The sequence below is a fragment of the Chroogloeocystis siderophila 5.2 s.c.1 genome (genome assembly GCF_001904655.1).
Taxonomy (GTDB): Bacteria; Cyanobacteriota; Cyanobacteriia; order Cyanobacteriales; family Chroococcidiopsidaceae; genus Chroogloeocystis; species Chroogloeocystis siderophila.
This window is the reverse complement of record NZ_MRCC01000009.1, coordinates 131,809-149,063: the sequence shown is the minus strand read 5'-3', so window position 1 is coordinate 149,063 and position 17,255 is coordinate 131,809. Positions and strand designations below refer to the sequence as shown.

Genomic DNA, 17,255 nt, shown 5'->3' with positions numbered 1-17,255 from the left:
TTGTTTCTAAGCGAATTGCCGTAACCCTGCTAACTGGACAATTTGAGAACAATCACTCGAACCAATCAATCGTAAATGAATGCCGCGAATGCCTTCGATTGCTTGCATACCTTCAATTAGCTCTAAAGTAATTTTTAGGCTTTCTGACTTACAATCACCCCTGCGGATGCGCTCGACAACTTCATTAGGAATGTAGAAGCCTGGCATTTTCTGTAAAAACTCAAGTCCTTTCCAGCTACTAAAAGGAAAGACTGCTCCAATAAAATGAACTCGCTGATGCAACCCTCGTTTCACAACTTCTGCCATCCATTGCTGCATTGCAGTTAGATCGAAAGTTGCTTGTAGTTGAATGTAACGTGCGCCGCGAGCAATTTTTGCCTCCAAAAGCGCCATACTCTCATCCAATTTATCCGGCGTGGCATAGGGAAGGGCGATGGTTCCGATATAAAAGTCAGGTGCGGGCGCGATCGCGTCTCCATTAAACATTTTTCCATAGGTTGTTAAGTTGTGGATTGCGGCGATCGCATCAATTGCAGATATATCATTTGCCTCCTTTGCTTCTGGATCGCTACCAATTGAACAGGGATAGCCTCCTAAAATCATCACGTTGCGAATTCCCAGTGCCGCTAGCCCTAATAAGTCACTCTGCAAAGCAATTCGATTTTTATGACGTAGTGTAAGCTGCACAACAGGTTCAATTCCTATTTGCTGAATTAAATGTGCGGCTACAACATTAGATAACCGTGCTTGTGACAGCGCGTTGTCATTTAAATGCACTACATCTACATAATCAGCAATTTTTTCTGCTTTGCTAATTAATGGCTTTATTTTGTAATGTCGCGGTGGTGTTAACTCAGCTGACACAACAAAATAACCAGCATTTAACAATGTTTTTAACCTATTTACAGCAATCATTGGTTAAATTTAATGCTTAGATATCAATATGCCACGATAGTTATTCGTCTGTTCAATACCTAATTTATTTTCAGTTTGGCTATTACTTTGATGACTTAAATCACTCCGCGTTCCAGTCATTAATAAAAGCAATGCTGATTATCATCTCCTCAAATGATAATTTAAGCAAATTACGTTGATTACTCCTGTTGACTAATTGTAAAAGCTACCAGAAATTCAGTTAATGATGCTAAAAAGAAATGTGAATTACTAGAAAACATATAATCAATTTTTCACAAGCATCCTAAAACATAGAGTTGACTGATAAACAATAAAAGCTCTAGCTCCAAAACAAATATTCGATCGGCTCTCTAGCGATTTGTCATTAGAACTAGGCAAAGGAGAGTCACCAGTGCTTCCTCTATCAAGTTTGATGCAAGGCGCATCATTTACAAGTTGCTTTATAGTTTTGCATATCTCATAAATTAATCAAGCCTTATCAGGGTTTAAAGATGTGTATTTTATGTGTTTTTTTTGTATATAATCAATTTGGTAAGTTTTTTCTAATAGTTTGTTGCTTTTAATACAACTTAAGTTTTTTTTAATATTGATAAACTGTTTCTTCTGTTATATGTACCATTTACATTCTAATCTCTCTTAAGGAAGAAGAAAAACAACGCTAAAGTAGGAAGGATTATTATAGTTTTGATTTTTACTCTGATGCAAACAATAATTAGTCATTTATTACTATTAGCAGTTTTAAGGGATAAGCAATGACATATATCTAGTGTAAAAAAATACCAGGGTCATTGAAATTATAGGTCACAAAGAACTTGGTTAATTAGGTGGGCTTACCTCAGATATATTTTGGTAAAAGTGGCAAGCTAGATAAGGACTAGAAAATATTGATTGTTGTGGCGAATACAGACTGAATAAGTCTGTAAGTATATAATTAAGAAAAATTAGCTAATTTGAGTGTTCTTCCAGGCTAGTTTTCCAACTTTTTAAATTAACTCTAAATACCATCAGTAGGGTTTTACTCATTGTAAATATGAAAGTACAGGCAGGGCGATCGCTAAGAGCATCACCGGAAGGACTTAACCGCGCCAATCGGGCTATGTTGATGTTTGCAACCAAACTTGACTTGGCAGATGAGTTAGAAGTCTCGCGCTCGACAGTGCAAAAGTTCTTTGCTGGCAAACCAGTAGGGCGAGAAAACTTTCATAAAATCTGTCAAAGGTTGGAATTACCTTGGCAAGATGTTGCTGAACTAGAAACCTGGGAGGAAGAAACTGCGGACTTAAGAGAGGAAGTTGAATTTGCTCAGATAGCGTTAACTAACTTCAGTAGCCGGTGTGACATAGATATAGCAGTACAAGAGGTACGCAACAAACTACGTACCGCAATTGAACAAAGGTACGGGCTAATGCGAGTACTAGATATGTCTCAGCCCGTTGAATTAAACAACATTTATACCAAAATTAACCTACTCAAAAAAATTACGGGGCGACGCCGACTAGAACTCGCCGATTTACTCAAAGTTTGCGTTCCAGAGGAATTTGAGCGTCCAAACTTAGGGGAAGTGACTCAAAGCTCAATATCAGGTTTAGAAGCACTCCAAGAGCATACCAAGTTAGTCATATTGGGTAAACCAGGTGCAGGTAAAACGACTTTTTTGAAGCACATTGCTTTACAATGCATCAACGGAAAGCTACAAGCCAATCGAGTCCCCATCCTAATCGCGCTCAAAGACTTTGCAGAAACACCCGAACAGCCAAGCTTGCTTGAGTACATAGCCGAGCAGTTTACCACCTGTGGAATTATAGATAGCGCGATCACAACTCAAATATTAATTAATGGTAGGGCGCTCGTCTTACTCGATGGACTTGACGAGGTCCAGGAGAAAGATTGCTATCGCGTTGTTCAAGAAATCCGAAATTTTGTAGCGAAGTTTCTTCATTGCCATTTTGTCTTGACTTGTCGAATTGCAACCCGCGAATATACCTTTGAAGAGTTTACTGAGGTAGAAATTGCTGACTTTGATGCAGAGCAAATCGCCAGTTTTGCTTACAACTGGTTTGCTTCGCACGAGGAAAGTACAAATTTTCTACAAAAGCTCCAACAAAACGCTACAATCCGCGAAATCGCGACTAATCCGTTATTACTAACGCTAACATGTCTAGTATTTGCAGAAACATCGAGTTTTCCTACTAATCGCACGCAGTTCTACAAAGAAGGAATTAATCTACTGCTCAAAAAATGGGATGCTAAGCGTAACATTGAACGCGAGCAAGTCTACAAAAACTTGTCAGTGAAACACAAGGAAGATCTACTTAGCCAAATCGCTTTTCAGACGTTTGAACAAGGTGAATACTTCTTCCGTCAGCAAGAGTTAGAACAGTACATTGCTGATTATATTCGTAGCTTACCGACTAGCGTCACGGCAACTCAAGCATTCCAACTCGATAGCGAAGTCATTCTCAAATCAATCGAAGCTCAACATGGGTTGTTAGTGGAACGCGCTAGGGGAATTTATTCGTTTTCACACTTGACATTTCATGAGTATTTCACAGCGCAGAAAATTGTTGACAATCCCAATCCTGATGCTTTAGAGCGAGGGTTACGACAACTGGTTAGTCATAGCACACAGAAGCGCTGGCGAGAAGTATTTTTGTTTAGCGCTAGTATGCTACGAAATGCTGACTATCTGCTGCTGTTAATGAAGCAACATGTCGATCAACTCCTAGCAACAGATGATCAATTACAAGCGTTTCTCACTTGGGTTAGCCAAAAAGCTCGTAGTATGTGTTTACAAAAGTTGGTACTCGCACGAGCTTTCTATTTTGACCTTGACGTATCACGAACTTCTAATCTATTCAGTAGTACTTTAGATTTATCGCGTGCGCTTGAGCCGACAATGACTCGTAAAATAAATGACGAGCTTGCACTTGACCTGGCGCTTGATCGGACACTGGCGCTTAATCATGTCATTAAAGATACTCCCAAGCGCATCCTGACTTTCAAGCGTGTTCTTGAACGAGCAATCAACCGTGCTAGTATTGTCGATCCTAAGCTTGAGCAAGAATTGGAACAACTCAAATCACAAGTATTCGGCTCACTTAACGAGAGTGAATTTGACCTGTGGTGGGAAGCTAACGGTAATTCTTGGATAGAACAATTAAAGGTCATCTCTATTTCCTACCGCGATTTTGGTTACGATTGGCAGTTTAGCCGTCAGCAGATGGAAATACTTAAACAATACTACGATGCCAACCAATTATTGATAGATTGTCTGAACGATAGCTGTTATCTCAGCAATCGAGTGCGGCAAGAAATTCAAGACAATTTGTTACTACCACTTACCGAAATTAAAGCATTGTCACTTTGGCACAAAACTGCTTTTCAAGCAAGTTAAACAATATTGAATAGGTACAAATAATGATAGAAAACGAGTTGATGAATCTTGCTCGAAATCATGAGTATGAAAAGATTCTTAACCAATATCAAGAATATGCGATCGCATCAATTGCTGAAGTTGCAGATTTTTTACGTACAGAAGATGTCTACAAAGTAGCAACCAAACTCTATCAACACTTGCTGAAGCACCAACAAACAGCAGACTTTCATTACGGAATTGGTCAATGCTATGGTAAAACTTACGACTACGCAACCTCGCTGCATCATCTTGAACAAGCATTTACCACAAATCGAAGTGAAGGAGCCAACTACTACGCTTACGTTTTAGAGCGAAACTTTCTGATGGATCGCGCTTATGAGTGGTATCAAAAAGCTTTACAGAATGGTTATGGTGAGGACTTGTGGACACTCTCGCATTATGCTTATTTCTTAGAAAAGTACAACCGTATAGAAGTAGCAGAACAAGTTTACAATGAGGTTTTGACTAAAAATCCTGCTTACACTTGGGCAGTGAAACGGTACGCAGTTTTCTTATTAAAGCAAAATGAACCTACTCGGTCGATGCAGCTTATGCAAGATGCATTACAGAAATTTCCTAACAATCCTTTTGTCAAACTCAACTATTTAGAATATCTGATCATTCGAGGAATGCTAGAGGAATACAACGAGTATTGTCAAAACCTAAACTATGAAGACTTAGTCCTTCCCTTCCAAATACTGATAGATTTATTTGACTATTATTGCAATTTTTTGCTTCAGGGTAAGACAGATAATGTAAAAGTAAATTCTTTCGAAGATAAAGTTAAAAAGTATAAGGATGGAATTCATCGAGATTTTGATGATTTGACTGATCTTCTTACATTTAAAAATGGCGATCTCGTAGCGTGGAGACGATTAATCGATGCATTATTAATTTAGCTTGCGAAACATACTCCCGATTTCAGGTGCAAATCTGAAATTTATGCAGGAGATTGATTATTTAGGCTGCTAGATTCTCATGAAAAACCTAATTAAGCAAGTATCTCAAGTAGAACGAGAACATCGCAAGCGTTGCAGGAATCATATTTTACCAATGAAGCAAGCTAAGATTTTAGCAACATTTGCCTCATTGGAGAGACGGTTAGAAATTATTCAACTCGTTAGTAATTTATCAATTCTTTCTACTGCAATTTTCGTTATTTTTAACGAACACCAACAGCGCAATACAGAAATTTATCAAGTATGGCAAGTAATTACCGCAGCATACGATCAACCTGGAAGTGGTAGGCGGAGCCAAGCCCTTGAGTTTTTAAATAGTACACCTAGAAGAATTCCTTGGTTTTGGCTAGAGTGGGAACAACAAAGTTTAGCAGGTTTAGCGTCCCAGAAAGCTTGTTTGGTTAATATTTAACTTTCTAATGCAATTTTAATTAACGCCAATTTACAGGAAGCTATTCTGGCAAGAGCTAACTTATAAAATGCTACTTTATTAAAAGCCAATCTCCAAGAATATATTTTGGAATAAGCTAACTTACAAAATGCTAATTTGATAGGAGCTAATCTACAAAACGCTGAATTGGCAGAAGTCAACTTACAGAAATCAGTGTTAATTGGAACTAATTTGTATCAAGTAAATCTGCAAATAGATAATTTACAAAGAGCAAAATATACAGACAATAATACAACACCTGAATTTTGTCAAAAATATTTTCTAAGTCATTCTTGCCCTACTATCTTTCTTAGTCATTTTAATCCTCAAGTAGCAGGAATGATCTTATTATCTTATTAAGGTAGATTGCTTAACCTTTACCACGATGTCTTGCTTTTGCTTTTTGCTGCGCAAGTAAACGTTTTTGCTCTTTTTCGGCTTCTTTCTGAGCTTTAGAAACCACTTTCTTTTCCTTTTTTCGAGTTTCTAACTCGCGTTGAATTACCTCCTGTGCCATTGTAGACACGCCTCTGACAGACTCTTTGGCAACTTCTCTTGCAAGACGCTTAGGATTAACTTTCTTTTCTTCACATACATTTAATTCTATTGAAGAAGTGGTATTTTCTAAAATTCTCAGTGCGGAATGGATTACAAAGTTCAAAACTTCAGGATCTTTAGGTTCTGAACCAAATATATGTCTTCCGGCTTTAAAACAACCTTCGTAGTTTATTTCAACTACGCCTTCCCAAAATTGACCGTTAAATAAAATTGTCAGCTTCAATTCCAACTCCAATCATCATAAAAATTCTGCGTTGCCTGAAGCGAAATAATTCTATATGCATATAGAATATATACCAAACTTTCAGATATCTGAATACCTAATAGAACTCTATATTAATGCAAACACTTCTACTTTATCTAAATTCCTAAATAGAGACAATTCTTACACATAAATACACCATAATATAGACCTAAATAAGACATACTTTTTGGTTTTCGATCATATAATTTTTTGAAATTGGGAGAATCTAGTTTGATATTTACTAGAAGAATAATAGCAGTTTCTATTTCCCCCACCCTAGAAGATTTTAGCGTTGTAATTTCCTCAAACATGAGAATTATGGGGGCTATTTGCAGCATTTTTATTAATCCTGAAACATTACCCAAAGAAGAATTTATATATTTCTAAAAAATACATCTCAAAATGAAAAAAGTAACAGTGATCGTACCGGTGTACAAAGTCGAGAAGTATATCGCTACAGCAGTAGCATCGGTGGTAGCACAAACATATCAAAACTGGGAATTGTTAATAGTCGATGATGGTTCACCGGATGCGAGTGTGGCGATTTGTCAGCAGTTTAACGATCCGAGAATTCAGATTATTCACCAAGCAAATCGTGGCGTATCCGCAGCACGCAACACTGGAATTCGTCATGCGCAAGGTGAGATTATCGCGTTTTTAGATGGCGATGACGTGTGGCTGCCACAAAAGCTAGAAAAACATCTGGCGCATCTGGAATCATCCCCCAGTGTGGGTGTGAGCTTTTGTCGCTCGGCTTTTATTGATGAATCGGGAGGATTATTAGGAATTTATCAGTTATCGCAGCTAAAAGCGATCGCACCATCGTACATACTTTATCGCAATCCCATCGGTAACGGCTCGGCTCCGGTAATTCGGCGTGAAGTTTTAGAAGCGATTAAATATTCAGATGCTCAACATGACTGTTATTTTGACGAGCAACTGCATCATATTGAGGATATTGAATGTTGGCTGCGCATTGCACTTCAAACGTCTTGGCAAATTGAAGGAATTCCCGAAGCGCTCACATTATATCGCGTCAATTCAACAGGAGCTTCTACCAATGAATTGGAACAACTAAAGTCGTTAGAAAAGGTACTAGCAAAGACGCGAAGCTACGCCCCAGAATTTATTGCACAGTGGGAGCGTCCTGCGAAGGCTTATCAGTTGAGGTTTTTAGCTCGTAGAGCAATCCGCGTACAAGCTACATCAAAAGCTGTACGACTTGTGCATCAAGCGATCGCGACTCATTGGCGAATCTTATTTGAAGAACCACGTCGGACACTTTTAACCTTAGCAGCAGCTTACTCGCTGTGGTTTCTCCCTGACTCAATCCACAAAAAAATCGAAGCTATTGCTTTAAGAATGACAGCAAACAGTCAAAAGCGTCGCATTCATCAAGAGCAATCTAGACAATTGGCATAGTATTTGAAGATGAAAAAAGTAACAGTGATCGTACCGGTGTACAAAGTCGAGAAGTATATCGCTACAGCAGTAGCATCGGTGGTAGCACAAACATATCAAAACTGGGAATTGTTAATAGTCGATGATGGTTCACCGGATGCGAGTGTGGCGATTTGTCAGCAGTTTAACGATCCGAGAATTCAGATTATTCACCAAGCAAATCGTGGCGTATCCGCAGCACGCAACACTGGAATTCGTCATGCGCAAGGTGAGATTATCGCGTTTTTAGATGGCGATGACGTGTGGCTACCACAAAAGCTAGAAAAACATCTGGCGCATCTGGAATCATCCCCCAGTGTGGGTGTGAGCTTTTGTCGCTCGGCTTTTATTGATGAATCGGGCAATTTCCTCGGTACATTTATGATGCCCAAACTCAAAAATATTACACCGTCGTATCTTTTAATCGATAGTGTCGTTGGGAATGGTTCGGCAGCTGTCATGCGGCGAGAAGTGATAGAAGATAGTGCAATGCAGGGTTGTTATTTTGACGAGCAATTGCATCATGCTGAGGATTTAGAATATTGGCTGCGCATTGCGATTCAAACGTCTTGGCAAATCGAGGGAATTCCTGAAGCGCTCACATTATATCGCGTGCATCCTCAAGGGGCTTCGCAAAATTTATTTAAGCAGTTTGAGTCATTAGAAAAGGTTCTCGCAAAAACTCGTACTTATGCCCCTGAACTCGTTGCACAGTGCGATCGCCCCGCGAAGGCTTATCAACTCAAATCGCTGGCGCGAAGTGCGATTCGGATGCACTCGGGAACAGTCGCGGTAAATTTGATGCATCAAGCTTTGGTTACTCATTGGAGTATTTGGAAAGAACCTCGTCGTACGCTGATGACTTTAGTTGCTGCGTATTTGTTGTGGTTTCTACCGCAATCTTTTTATCACCAGATTGAAACTATTGCGCAACGCATGATCGGAACTGTGCAAAAATACCGCATTCGACACGCGAGACCATCTATATAAATAAATTTTATGCAATATACTCGTTCTTGCTCTCGCTCTCATTTTATCCGGTTTGGTCTACTCGCAATGGCTTCTGGGCTAACAGGGATTGCGCGCGATCGCCTCCATGCTGCATCACCTACCGCAGTTCAACCAAGCCGATTACAGACTTTATCTAAAGGTTTTAACCTCGGACACTGGCAACGACACAACCTCGCTGATGGATACTATACATTAGCAACATTGCAGCAGTACAAGCGCTTAGGACTAACTTACACGCGCCTACCTGTTGTTTTATCAACATTTTTCGATAACAAGAATCCTGGTGTTTTAAAGACTGATTCGCTAGTGACTCTCGATGCGATTGTGCGTCTCCACGCTCAAGTAGGGTTAGGAATCATCTTATCGCCATTTAATCATCCCAAATCGCTGTATTCTGATTCTGCTGTACTTGCTAAGTTTGTTGCATTCTTTAAAGCTTTTGCAACTCATCTGCGCAATACCGATCCCGAAAAGGTGTTTTTGGAAGTGATGAACGAACCGAATGCAGAAACACCTCAAGCTTGGGATCGGGTACAAGTTGAGTTAATTAAAGCTATGCGCACAGGCGCACCCCACCACACAATTATTGCCAGTTCCAATGTGAGTGCGACTGCAAACGATTGGAACAACGCGCGATCACTTCCTCTGACTCGCATTGTTGCAGATAAAAATGTAGTCTATAACTTCCACTTCTACGAACCATTTGTTTTTACCCACCAAGGTGCTTCCTGGGGATGGCGTGCTACACAATTTATGAAAAATATCCCCTATCCTGCAAATCTTACTACAGTGACTCCTCTACTCCATGCAATTCAAGACACTGAGGCGAAAAAAGCAGTGGAGCATTACGCTCAACAACAATGGAATCGAGATAAACTGATAACGCTTCTATTTCCAGTTGCCAATTGGGCAAGAACTCACAACGTCGCAGTTTTATGCAATGAATTTGGTGCAATTCCTTGGACAGTTCCGCGTGGTTCGCTACTACGCTACCTCAAAGATGTGCGACAAGTTTTAGAATCGTTGGGAATTGGCTGGGGACAATGGTTTGAGTTAGATGTGTATGATGCAGAAATCATGCAAGCACTTGGATTAAAACCAATTCGCCATTAAAGTTACACGCATATCACACGTAAAATCTACACATCTACTCAGTTATTTGAATGCACTTGTCGTGAATCTGTGGAAAAATTTGAGAAGCTAGCCAAGTAGCTTTTGGGTGCAGCTACTCAGTCACGATTCATCTTTACGCAGCTAATTTGTAAACATTGCGATCGCAACTGCTTAAATTGTACTTCTGTCACATTCGTTTCAAGTAACTCCGATTTCATTCGCAGCGTAACGCTTTTAAACTTTTAACTACACAAGCAATACAATGTCTCGGTACAAGTTTACCCAAATCAGTCAAATTAGTACTTCCCATAGCGTATTTAGAGGTTCTGCTATCAATGATAAAGGAACCGTAATTTTTGAAGGTTTTGTCGATCAAAATCTTCCACCAAGCGGAATCTTCACAGGTTCAGGAGGCGGAAATACAAAAGTTGTTGATGGTAGCCCTATTAATCACATTTTCTTCAGTTCTACTATCAATAACAACAACACCAAGTCATTTATTGGCGTTTTTTATAGTCCAGATTACGCTCAATCTTATACAGGTGTTTTTACTGAGAAAAATGGAAAAATTACTACTATTGTTGATAGTAATCGTGAATTTGGTTACTTTAGCCATGCCAAGTTAAACAATCAAGGCGCAATAGTTTTTAATGCGCTTTTAGATACAACAGAAGCAGGAATTTTTGTTAATCAAAATGGTAAAACAACAAAGATTGCTTCTAGCCGCGATCGCTTTAGTAACTTTAACGTTGGCTTTAGAACCGTAGGAACTGATGGTCCTGCTAGTGCTTTTAGTGTACCATCTATTAATGACGCTGGCACGGTTGCGTTTCACGCTACTTTAGATACAGGAGCAACTGGAATCTTTCTTGGTAGAGGTAAAGGAACTGTTAAAGTTGCTGACAGTACTGGTAGATTTAGATCTTTCAGTTCACCAGTTATCAATAATAATGGCACGGTTGCCTTCTTAGCTCAGTTAAATAATGGTAAGCACGGTATCTTTAAAAAGAGACGAGATCAAGAAATAGAAACGTATATTGACGATAGTGGTCCTTTTAGCTTTTTTCAATCAATTCCTGCACTTAACGATCAAGGTCAGATTGCCTTTTTAGCTTATCTTCATGCAGGAGGTGGTAGTGGCATTTATACAGGGAAAAACCCTGTAACCAACAAAGTTATTGCTGTTGGCGATCCTCTTGCTAATTCTAAAGTCGTGGATCTGGTGATTGATGGACGCGGATTAAATAATACTGGTCAAGTTACGTTTGAAGCCCTTCTAGAAAATGGTCAAACCGCAGTTTTTCGCGCCGATCCTGTCTCTAATGCTAATGTTGGGGGTGTTTCAGTATTGGCTTTAAGTATGTTTGCTATATTAGGTTTATGCTGGCGTAGGCGAAATAGATAGGGTTATTAAACGAAGGCGCTGAAACAAAAAACAGCGTCAAGAATTGACCTCGATGAAAGAGTTAAATTAGCAATAAATACTTGACAAAACAAGTCTTAGCCCATGCACTTGGAAGACATTTTTCAAGTTCAAAAAGTTATTACAGCTATTTGGCATTAAGAAATACTCTCCAAACTGGAGTATCTACCTGAATCAAATGAGATAGATAAGAGAAAAACTCAGAGGATTGAACGGAACATCTAAGTTTAAAAATTAAGCGTTCGGCTAGAAAGACAATATGTTTTTCTAAATCTCAAAAAATGCCTAACCCAATTGTTAGATGATTTTAATCACTACGATTTTGGTTGAAATGTCTAACAACAACTTGATCGCACCACCCTCAAAATAAGTGGAAAGAGAAAGATGTTTCAAAAGAAAATCTGGGTTGTAGGAATATTTTGGATAGCTTTACATCTTTTGTTAACCCTTTCTCCGTTGTTGATTCTGTTGATTCAGCCAGCGCCAAGCGGGAGGGGCTTTTGGATTGAGTTTTCTGCGGCTTTTGGATATGTAGGCTTGGCAATGATGATGCTGCAATTTGCACTGACAGCGCGTTTTGATGCGATCGCGGCTCCTTACGGTATTGATATTGTTCTGCAATACCATCGCTATATCACCCAAGTCGCATTTGCTTTAATCCTTGCTCATCCGATCATTTTATTTTTTCACGATCGTCAATACCTACAAGCGCTCAACTTTTTTGCGACTCCTTGGCGAGCAAAATTCGCTATTATTTCGACGATCGCTTTAATACTACTTGTTGTCACTTCGGTATGGCGACAGAAACTCAAGCTCAACTATGAAGTGTGGCGGGTGAGTCACGGAATTTTTGCTGTAACTGCGGTAGGGCTAGGGCTAGCTCACGCTTTTGGCGTGAACTACTATCTTGTCCTTCCTTGGAAAGCTTTACTGTGGACGCTATTAGCGCTTGTGGCGTTTGGTTCATTGATTTATGTCCGTTTGCTCAAGCCGTGGTTGATGATGCAAAAACCCTATCGGGTAGAAACTGTGGTTCCACAACGAGGTAACGCTTGGACACTCGTACTGCGTCCGCAGGGACATGAAGGTATTCGTTTTTCTCCAGGACAATTTGCTTGGTTAACGCTTGATCGCTCTCCTTATCACATTCAACAGCATCCGTTTTCGTTTTCTTCTAACGGCGATCGCACCGATCAAGTCGCACTCACAATCAAAGCTGTTGGTGATTTTACAAACAAAATCAAACACATTCAACCAGGGACAAAAGCTTTTCTTGATGGTCCCCACGGTGCTTTTACTCCAGATCATTTCAGCTTCAGTGGCTTAGTTCTCATCGCCAACGGTGTAGGTGTTACACCAATGTTTAGCATTCTCGTTACCTTTGCTCAACGCGGCGATCGCCGACCAATTCACTTAATTTACGCCAATGCTTCCTGGGAAAATGTGGCTTTCCGCGAAGAATTAGAATATCTCAACAAGCAATTAGAGAGCTTGAGTGTAACTCATGTAATCAAAAAGCCTCCTGAAAATTGGGTAGGGGAATCAGGCTATATCAATCAGGATCTACTAGCACGACATATTCCGCGCGATCGCGAAGGCTGGCGCTATTTTCTTTGTGGTTCGCCCCGCTTTTTAGCTGAAGTCGAAAAAGCCTTACACGAGTTAGAAGTTCCCGCCAAATACATCCATATAGAACACTTCAATCTTGTTTGATGGAGGTAACCACTAAGAATTATGCGTTTCAACATCATGATTGAAGTAGTCGTGTTTGTCTCTGTTGTCCTCGTACTGACATCAGCTTTATTCGCTTACATCCAAAGACATCCAGTCAAGCCAAGCATTGATTCTGATTTAGTTGCACCTACTCAGTAATTAATATCCTCGCCGCTAATCGCAGAAATAGAAAACCCCAAACTTGCGCGCATCTTATCTTGTGAACATAAAAGAAACACAAGTTCCACACTTTTACACCTTTATCGCAACTAGATTAAAGGTACAACGTGTCATAGTAAATCAAATAGGAACATTTTTGGCAGGTTGATAAATTCTTACATCTCAGTTATCGGAATCATTGCAACGAGCAGCTTAAGAGTTTGCAACTCTTAGCATAGGTGCCAAACATAAAATCAACTCTCAAAGGACATCTAAAAAAGAATAAACTTCCCATTTGAGAGCGCCCTACATTTGAAGTTTCCCACACATGGCGTGGATTTAGGACCTACTTCTCCTCAGTTAGCGTCATACCAAACTGTGGTGTCAAACATAAACTACGACTTTACACCACAGCAGTAACATTCAGATCTACAAACCAGCTACTATGTCAATTGTTACAGAGAAGCCAGGGTCAAAACAGTCACGCTTCAAGCCAAATAAGTGGCGCATTCCGTTTATCCTTGCTACGACTGTTGTTGTTGGTACTGTTGCTTTCATTCGATCTCACCAAACAAATCAGCCAACGCCTACAGTAGTCACCAACCCAACGCCAGTGACTCGCAATGTTGTTGCTTTAGGACGCTTAGAACCACAAGGAGAAGTCGTAGCATTATCTCCCCCAAGTTCAGCACAAGGCGCGAGAGTTGAGCAAATCTTGGTAAAAGAAGGCGATTGGGTGAAAGCAGGTGAAACCGTTGCGATTTTAGATACGCATACTCGTTTACAAGCCGCGCTAGAAAGCGCTCAAGCCGATGTACAAGTTGCACGTGCTGCACTCGCAAAAATCCAAGCAGGAGCGCAAACCGGAGAAATCGAAGCGCAAAAAGCCGCGATCGCCCGTCTGGAAGCCGAACTTACAGGACAACAAGAGACGCTCCAAGCAACCGTTGCGCGTCAAGTAGCAGCGCAGCGTAACACTCAAAGTGACTACGAACGTTATCAACGGTTGTATCAAGAGGGTGCTATCTCTGTTCAAGAACTGGAAACAAAACGCTTGAATGCAGAAATCGCACAACAACAACTTAATGAAAGCCAAGCAACTCGTAACGAAACAATCGCAACTCTACAACGCCAAATTGAGGAAGCGCGAGCCAATCTCAACCGCATTACCGAAATCCGCCCAACCGACGTGCGCGAAGCCCAAGCTCAAGTAAATCGGATGCTAGCGGCTGTTAAATTAACTCAAGCCGATTTAGCATTAAGCTACATTAAAGCTCCCATTGATGGGGAAATCATTAAAATTCACACGCGTTCTGGAGAAACAATTAGCTCGAACGGAATAGCGGAACTCGCGCGTACCAATCAAATGGTTGTCGTTGCAGAAGTTCTTGAAGAAGATGTTAGCAAAGTGCGTACTGGTCAAACCGCGAGTATCACTAGCGAAAACCGAGCTTTTTCTGAAAAAATTCAAGGAACTGTGACACAAGTTGGTAGACAAATCGGTAAACAAAATGTTTTAGATAGCGATCCCGCTGCGGATGTTGATGCGAGAGTCGTTGAAGTCAGAATTAGTTTACCCGCAGCAGCTAGCGAGTTAGTTTCTGGTTTCACTTATGCCAAAGTGGTTGTAGAAATTAGTGTTTAACTTTGATAAACCATACTAAATTAATGCCAAGAAAATGATTCGTAAAATTCCTTTGGCATGGTTACAACTCACGCGTGAAAAAACACGGCTAATTGTGGCATTAGCTGGAATTGCTTTTGCCAATATTTTAATGTTTATGCAATTAGGTTTTCGAGAAGCATTGTTTGATGGTAATGTTCAGTTTCACCAAAGCTTGAATGGCGAAATTGTTGTCATCAATCCTCAATCGGATGCATTACTTTCTCTGAAAACTTTTTCGCAGCGGCGTTTATACCAAGTTTTAGCACTTGAGGAAGTGGAATCCGTTCATCCTATTTATATAGGTTTTACTTCATGGAGAAACCCTCAAACACGCAAGCTGCGTAGTATTCAAGTCATTGGATTTGACCCCGATTCTTCTATCGTCAACTTACCAGGAGTCCAACAAAACCTCGATAAAATTAAGCAACCAGATGTGTTTTTGTTCGACCAAGGTTCGCGCCAGGAATTTGGTACAGTTGCTGCTGACTTTTTACAAGGAAAGGCGATCGCAACAGAAGTAGGAGGACGCACCATCAGAATCGGTGGATTATTTCAGTTAGGAACGTCATTCGGTGCTGATGGTAATTTAATCACAAGCGATTTGAATTTTTTCCGGCTATTTAATCAAGACGGACGCAAACTTGGACTTATTGATTTAGGCTTAGTAAAGCTCAAACCAGGAGCAAATACCGAAGCTGTTCTTGAAAAGCTGCGGAATTCTATAACGCAAAAAGATATCAGACTTCTCTCTAAGCAAGAATTTATTGATTTTGAAAAATATTATTGGGCAAGTAGTACAGCAATCGGTTTTATCTTTACTTTAGGAACAATCATGGCATTTGTCGTCGGGACTGTGATTGTTTATCAAATATTGTACAGTGAAATTGCCGATCATTTGCCAGAATACGCAACACTCAAAGCAATAGGATATACTCAACTTTACTTATTAATTGTTGTTTTTCAACAAGCTTTAATCTTAGCTGCTTTAGGTTATCTGCCTGGATTTGCCTTTGCGCTATTTCAGTATAATATAGTGCAAAAAGAAACGCTCTTACCAATTGCAATGACAATCAGCCGCGCTTTGTTAGTCCTACTCTTGACAGTTGTGATGTGCTGCGTATCAGGTGCGATCGCTATCCGTAAACTGCGGGCGGCTGATCCAGCAGATATTTTTAGTTAATCAGTAATCTATGCAACACCCAGCACTTAAAATCCAATCTCTCAATCACTACTACGGTAAAGGCGTTTTGCAAAAGCAAACTTTACTCAATATTAATTTAGAAATAGGTGCAGGAGAGTTTGTTATTATTACAGGACAATCAGGATCGGGAAAAACAACTTTACTAAGTTTGATTGGTGGTTTGCGTTCTGTACAATCTGGAAGTATTCAGCTTCTCGGTCAAGAATTAGCTGGTGCTAGTCAACAAAAGCTAACCAAACTGCGACGTCAAATCGGTTATATTTTTCAATCACACAACCTACTAGGATTTCTCACAGCACAGCAAAATGTGCAAATGGCAGCGCAAGTCAACAATAACATTTCGCTGCAAGCTGCGCGATCGCAATCGCAAACAATTCTCCAAGCCGTTGGTTTAGGCGATCGCCTCAATTACTACCCCGAAAATCTCTCTGGCGGACAAAAACAGCGCGTTGCGATCGCTAGGGCTTTAGTTAATCAACCTAAACTTGTCTTAGCTGACGAACCAACAGCATCTTTAGATAGCAAATCTGGTCGTGCTGTTGTTGAATTGATGCAGCATCTTGCTCAAGAACAAAGCTGCACAATTGTCATGGTGACACACGATAATCGTATTTTAGACGTTGCAGAGCGCATTATTCATATGGAAGATGGTCGCTTAAGTGACGATCATCGCTTCACACAAAATACGCAACAATTAATTCATTTTGATTCATAAAGACAAAAGTCTCCTTCTTCAGCTAAACGTTCATTCATCTAAAAAAGTGCGATCCGCAATTATACTCACCGCTACAACTACCAAGAAGTTACACATAACATATACACTAATTACCCTTTTTAAAAACTTGTTCTTTGTATTTATGTGAGAAACTATCTACAAAGATTTGAAAAGCTACTAAGTAGGCGGACATAATTAAATATCACACATAACGTTTGTCAGGTAACAGGTAATGGTTAATGGGTAATAGAGACTCTTGCCAATGACCAGTTACAAATTACCAGCCCTTACAT

The 17,255-nt window shown here is 40.1% G+C and carries 14 protein-coding genes and 1 pseudogene; 13 read left to right on the top strand and 2 right to left on the bottom strand.

Translation table 11 applies throughout. The features are described 5' to 3' along the window. Positions 1-6: 6 nt before the first annotated feature. Positions 7-915 (bottom strand): methylenetetrahydrofolate reductase, encoded by a 909-nt coding sequence (locus NIES1031_RS12715; RefSeq protein WP_073549748.1) that lies wholly within the window; start codon positions 913-915, stop codon positions 7-9. Positions 916-1,945: 1,030 nt separating this feature from the next. Here NIES1031_RS12715 and NIES1031_RS12710 point away from each other — a divergent pair. From NIES1031_RS12710 to NIES1031_RS25670, 4 genes and pseudogenes are all read left to right on the top strand, one after another. Then, positions 1,946-4,309 carry an NACHT domain-containing protein gene (locus NIES1031_RS12710; RefSeq protein WP_073549747.1) on the top strand — a complete coding sequence of 788 codons (2,364 nt, stop codon included), beginning with the start codon at positions 1,946-1,948 and terminating at the stop codon, positions 4,307-4,309. Positions 4,310-4,332: 23 nt separating this feature from the next. Then, the gene (locus tag NIES1031_RS12705; RefSeq protein WP_073549746.1) at positions 4,333-5,229 is read left to right on the top strand and encodes a tetratricopeptide repeat protein; all 897 of its coding nucleotides are present in this window, start codon (positions 4,333-4,335) and stop codon (positions 5,227-5,229) included. 154 nt (positions 5,230-5,383) lie between these two features. After that, positions 5,384-5,701 (top strand): hypothetical protein, encoded by a 318-nt coding sequence (locus NIES1031_RS25675; protein WP_178378129.1) that lies wholly within the window; start codon positions 5,384-5,386, stop codon positions 5,699-5,701. A gap of 12 nt (positions 5,702-5,713) precedes the next feature. After that, positions 5,714-6,079: pseudogene (locus NIES1031_RS25670) on the top strand (pentapeptide repeat-containing protein). Positions 6,080-6,089: 10 nt separating this feature from the next. Here NIES1031_RS25670 and NIES1031_RS12695 read toward each other — a convergent pair. Beyond that, positions 6,090-6,500, bottom strand: a complete 411-nt coding sequence (locus NIES1031_RS12695; RefSeq protein ID WP_073549862.1) for a YjdF family protein — start codon at positions 6,498-6,500, stop codon at positions 6,090-6,092. A 423-nt stretch (positions 6,501-6,923) separates the two neighbouring features. On the opposite strand from NIES1031_RS12695, the gene NIES1031_RS12685 reads away from it, so the two are divergent. From NIES1031_RS12685 to NIES1031_RS12650, 9 genes are all read left to right on the top strand, one after another. After that, complete coding sequence (locus NIES1031_RS12685; RefSeq protein ID WP_073549744.1) at positions 6,924-7,943, top strand: glycosyltransferase family 2 protein; 1,020 nt, start codon at positions 6,924-6,926, stop codon at positions 7,941-7,943. Positions 7,944-7,952: 9 nt separating this feature from the next. Next, on the top strand, positions 7,953-8,951 hold the full coding sequence (locus NIES1031_RS12680) for a glycosyltransferase family 2 protein (protein WP_073549743.1): 999 nt from the start codon (positions 7,953-7,955) through the stop codon (positions 8,949-8,951). Between the two features lie 66 nt (positions 8,952-9,017). Further along, positions 9,018-10,085: a glycoside hydrolase family 5 protein gene (locus NIES1031_RS12675; RefSeq protein WP_236738820.1), complete on the top strand. Its 1,068-nt coding sequence runs from the start codon at positions 9,018-9,020 to the stop codon at positions 10,083-10,085. Between the two features lie 262 nt (positions 10,086-10,347). After that, positions 10,348-11,490, top strand: a complete 1,143-nt coding sequence (locus NIES1031_RS12670) for a DUF7453 family protein (protein WP_073549741.1) — start codon at positions 10,348-10,350, stop codon at positions 11,488-11,490. A 402-nt stretch (positions 11,491-11,892) separates the two neighbouring features. After that, entirely contained in the window at positions 11,893-13,221 is a 1,329-nt protein-coding gene (locus NIES1031_RS12665; RefSeq protein ID WP_073549740.1) for a ferredoxin reductase family protein, read from the top strand. Positions 13,222-13,242: 21 nt separating this feature from the next. Next, positions 13,243-13,380 carry a hypothetical protein gene (locus tag NIES1031_RS24370; RefSeq protein ID WP_178378128.1) on the top strand — a complete coding sequence of 46 codons (138 nt, stop codon included), beginning with the start codon at positions 13,243-13,245 and terminating at the stop codon, positions 13,378-13,380. Positions 13,381-13,825: 445 nt separating this feature from the next. Continuing rightward, positions 13,826-15,025: an ABC exporter membrane fusion protein gene (locus tag NIES1031_RS12660; protein WP_073549738.1), complete on the top strand. Its 1,200-nt coding sequence runs from the start codon at positions 13,826-13,828 to the stop codon at positions 15,023-15,025. A 34-nt stretch (positions 15,026-15,059) separates the two neighbouring features. Next, positions 15,060-16,226, top strand: a complete 1,167-nt coding sequence (gene devC / locus NIES1031_RS12655) for an ABC transporter permease DevC (protein ID WP_073549737.1) — start codon at positions 15,060-15,062, stop codon at positions 16,224-16,226. A gap of 10 nt (positions 16,227-16,236) precedes the next feature. After that, positions 16,237-16,962, top strand: a complete 726-nt coding sequence (locus NIES1031_RS12650) for a DevA family ABC transporter ATP-binding protein (RefSeq protein WP_073549736.1) — start codon at positions 16,237-16,239, stop codon at positions 16,960-16,962. Positions 16,963-17,255 lie beyond the last annotated feature (293 nt).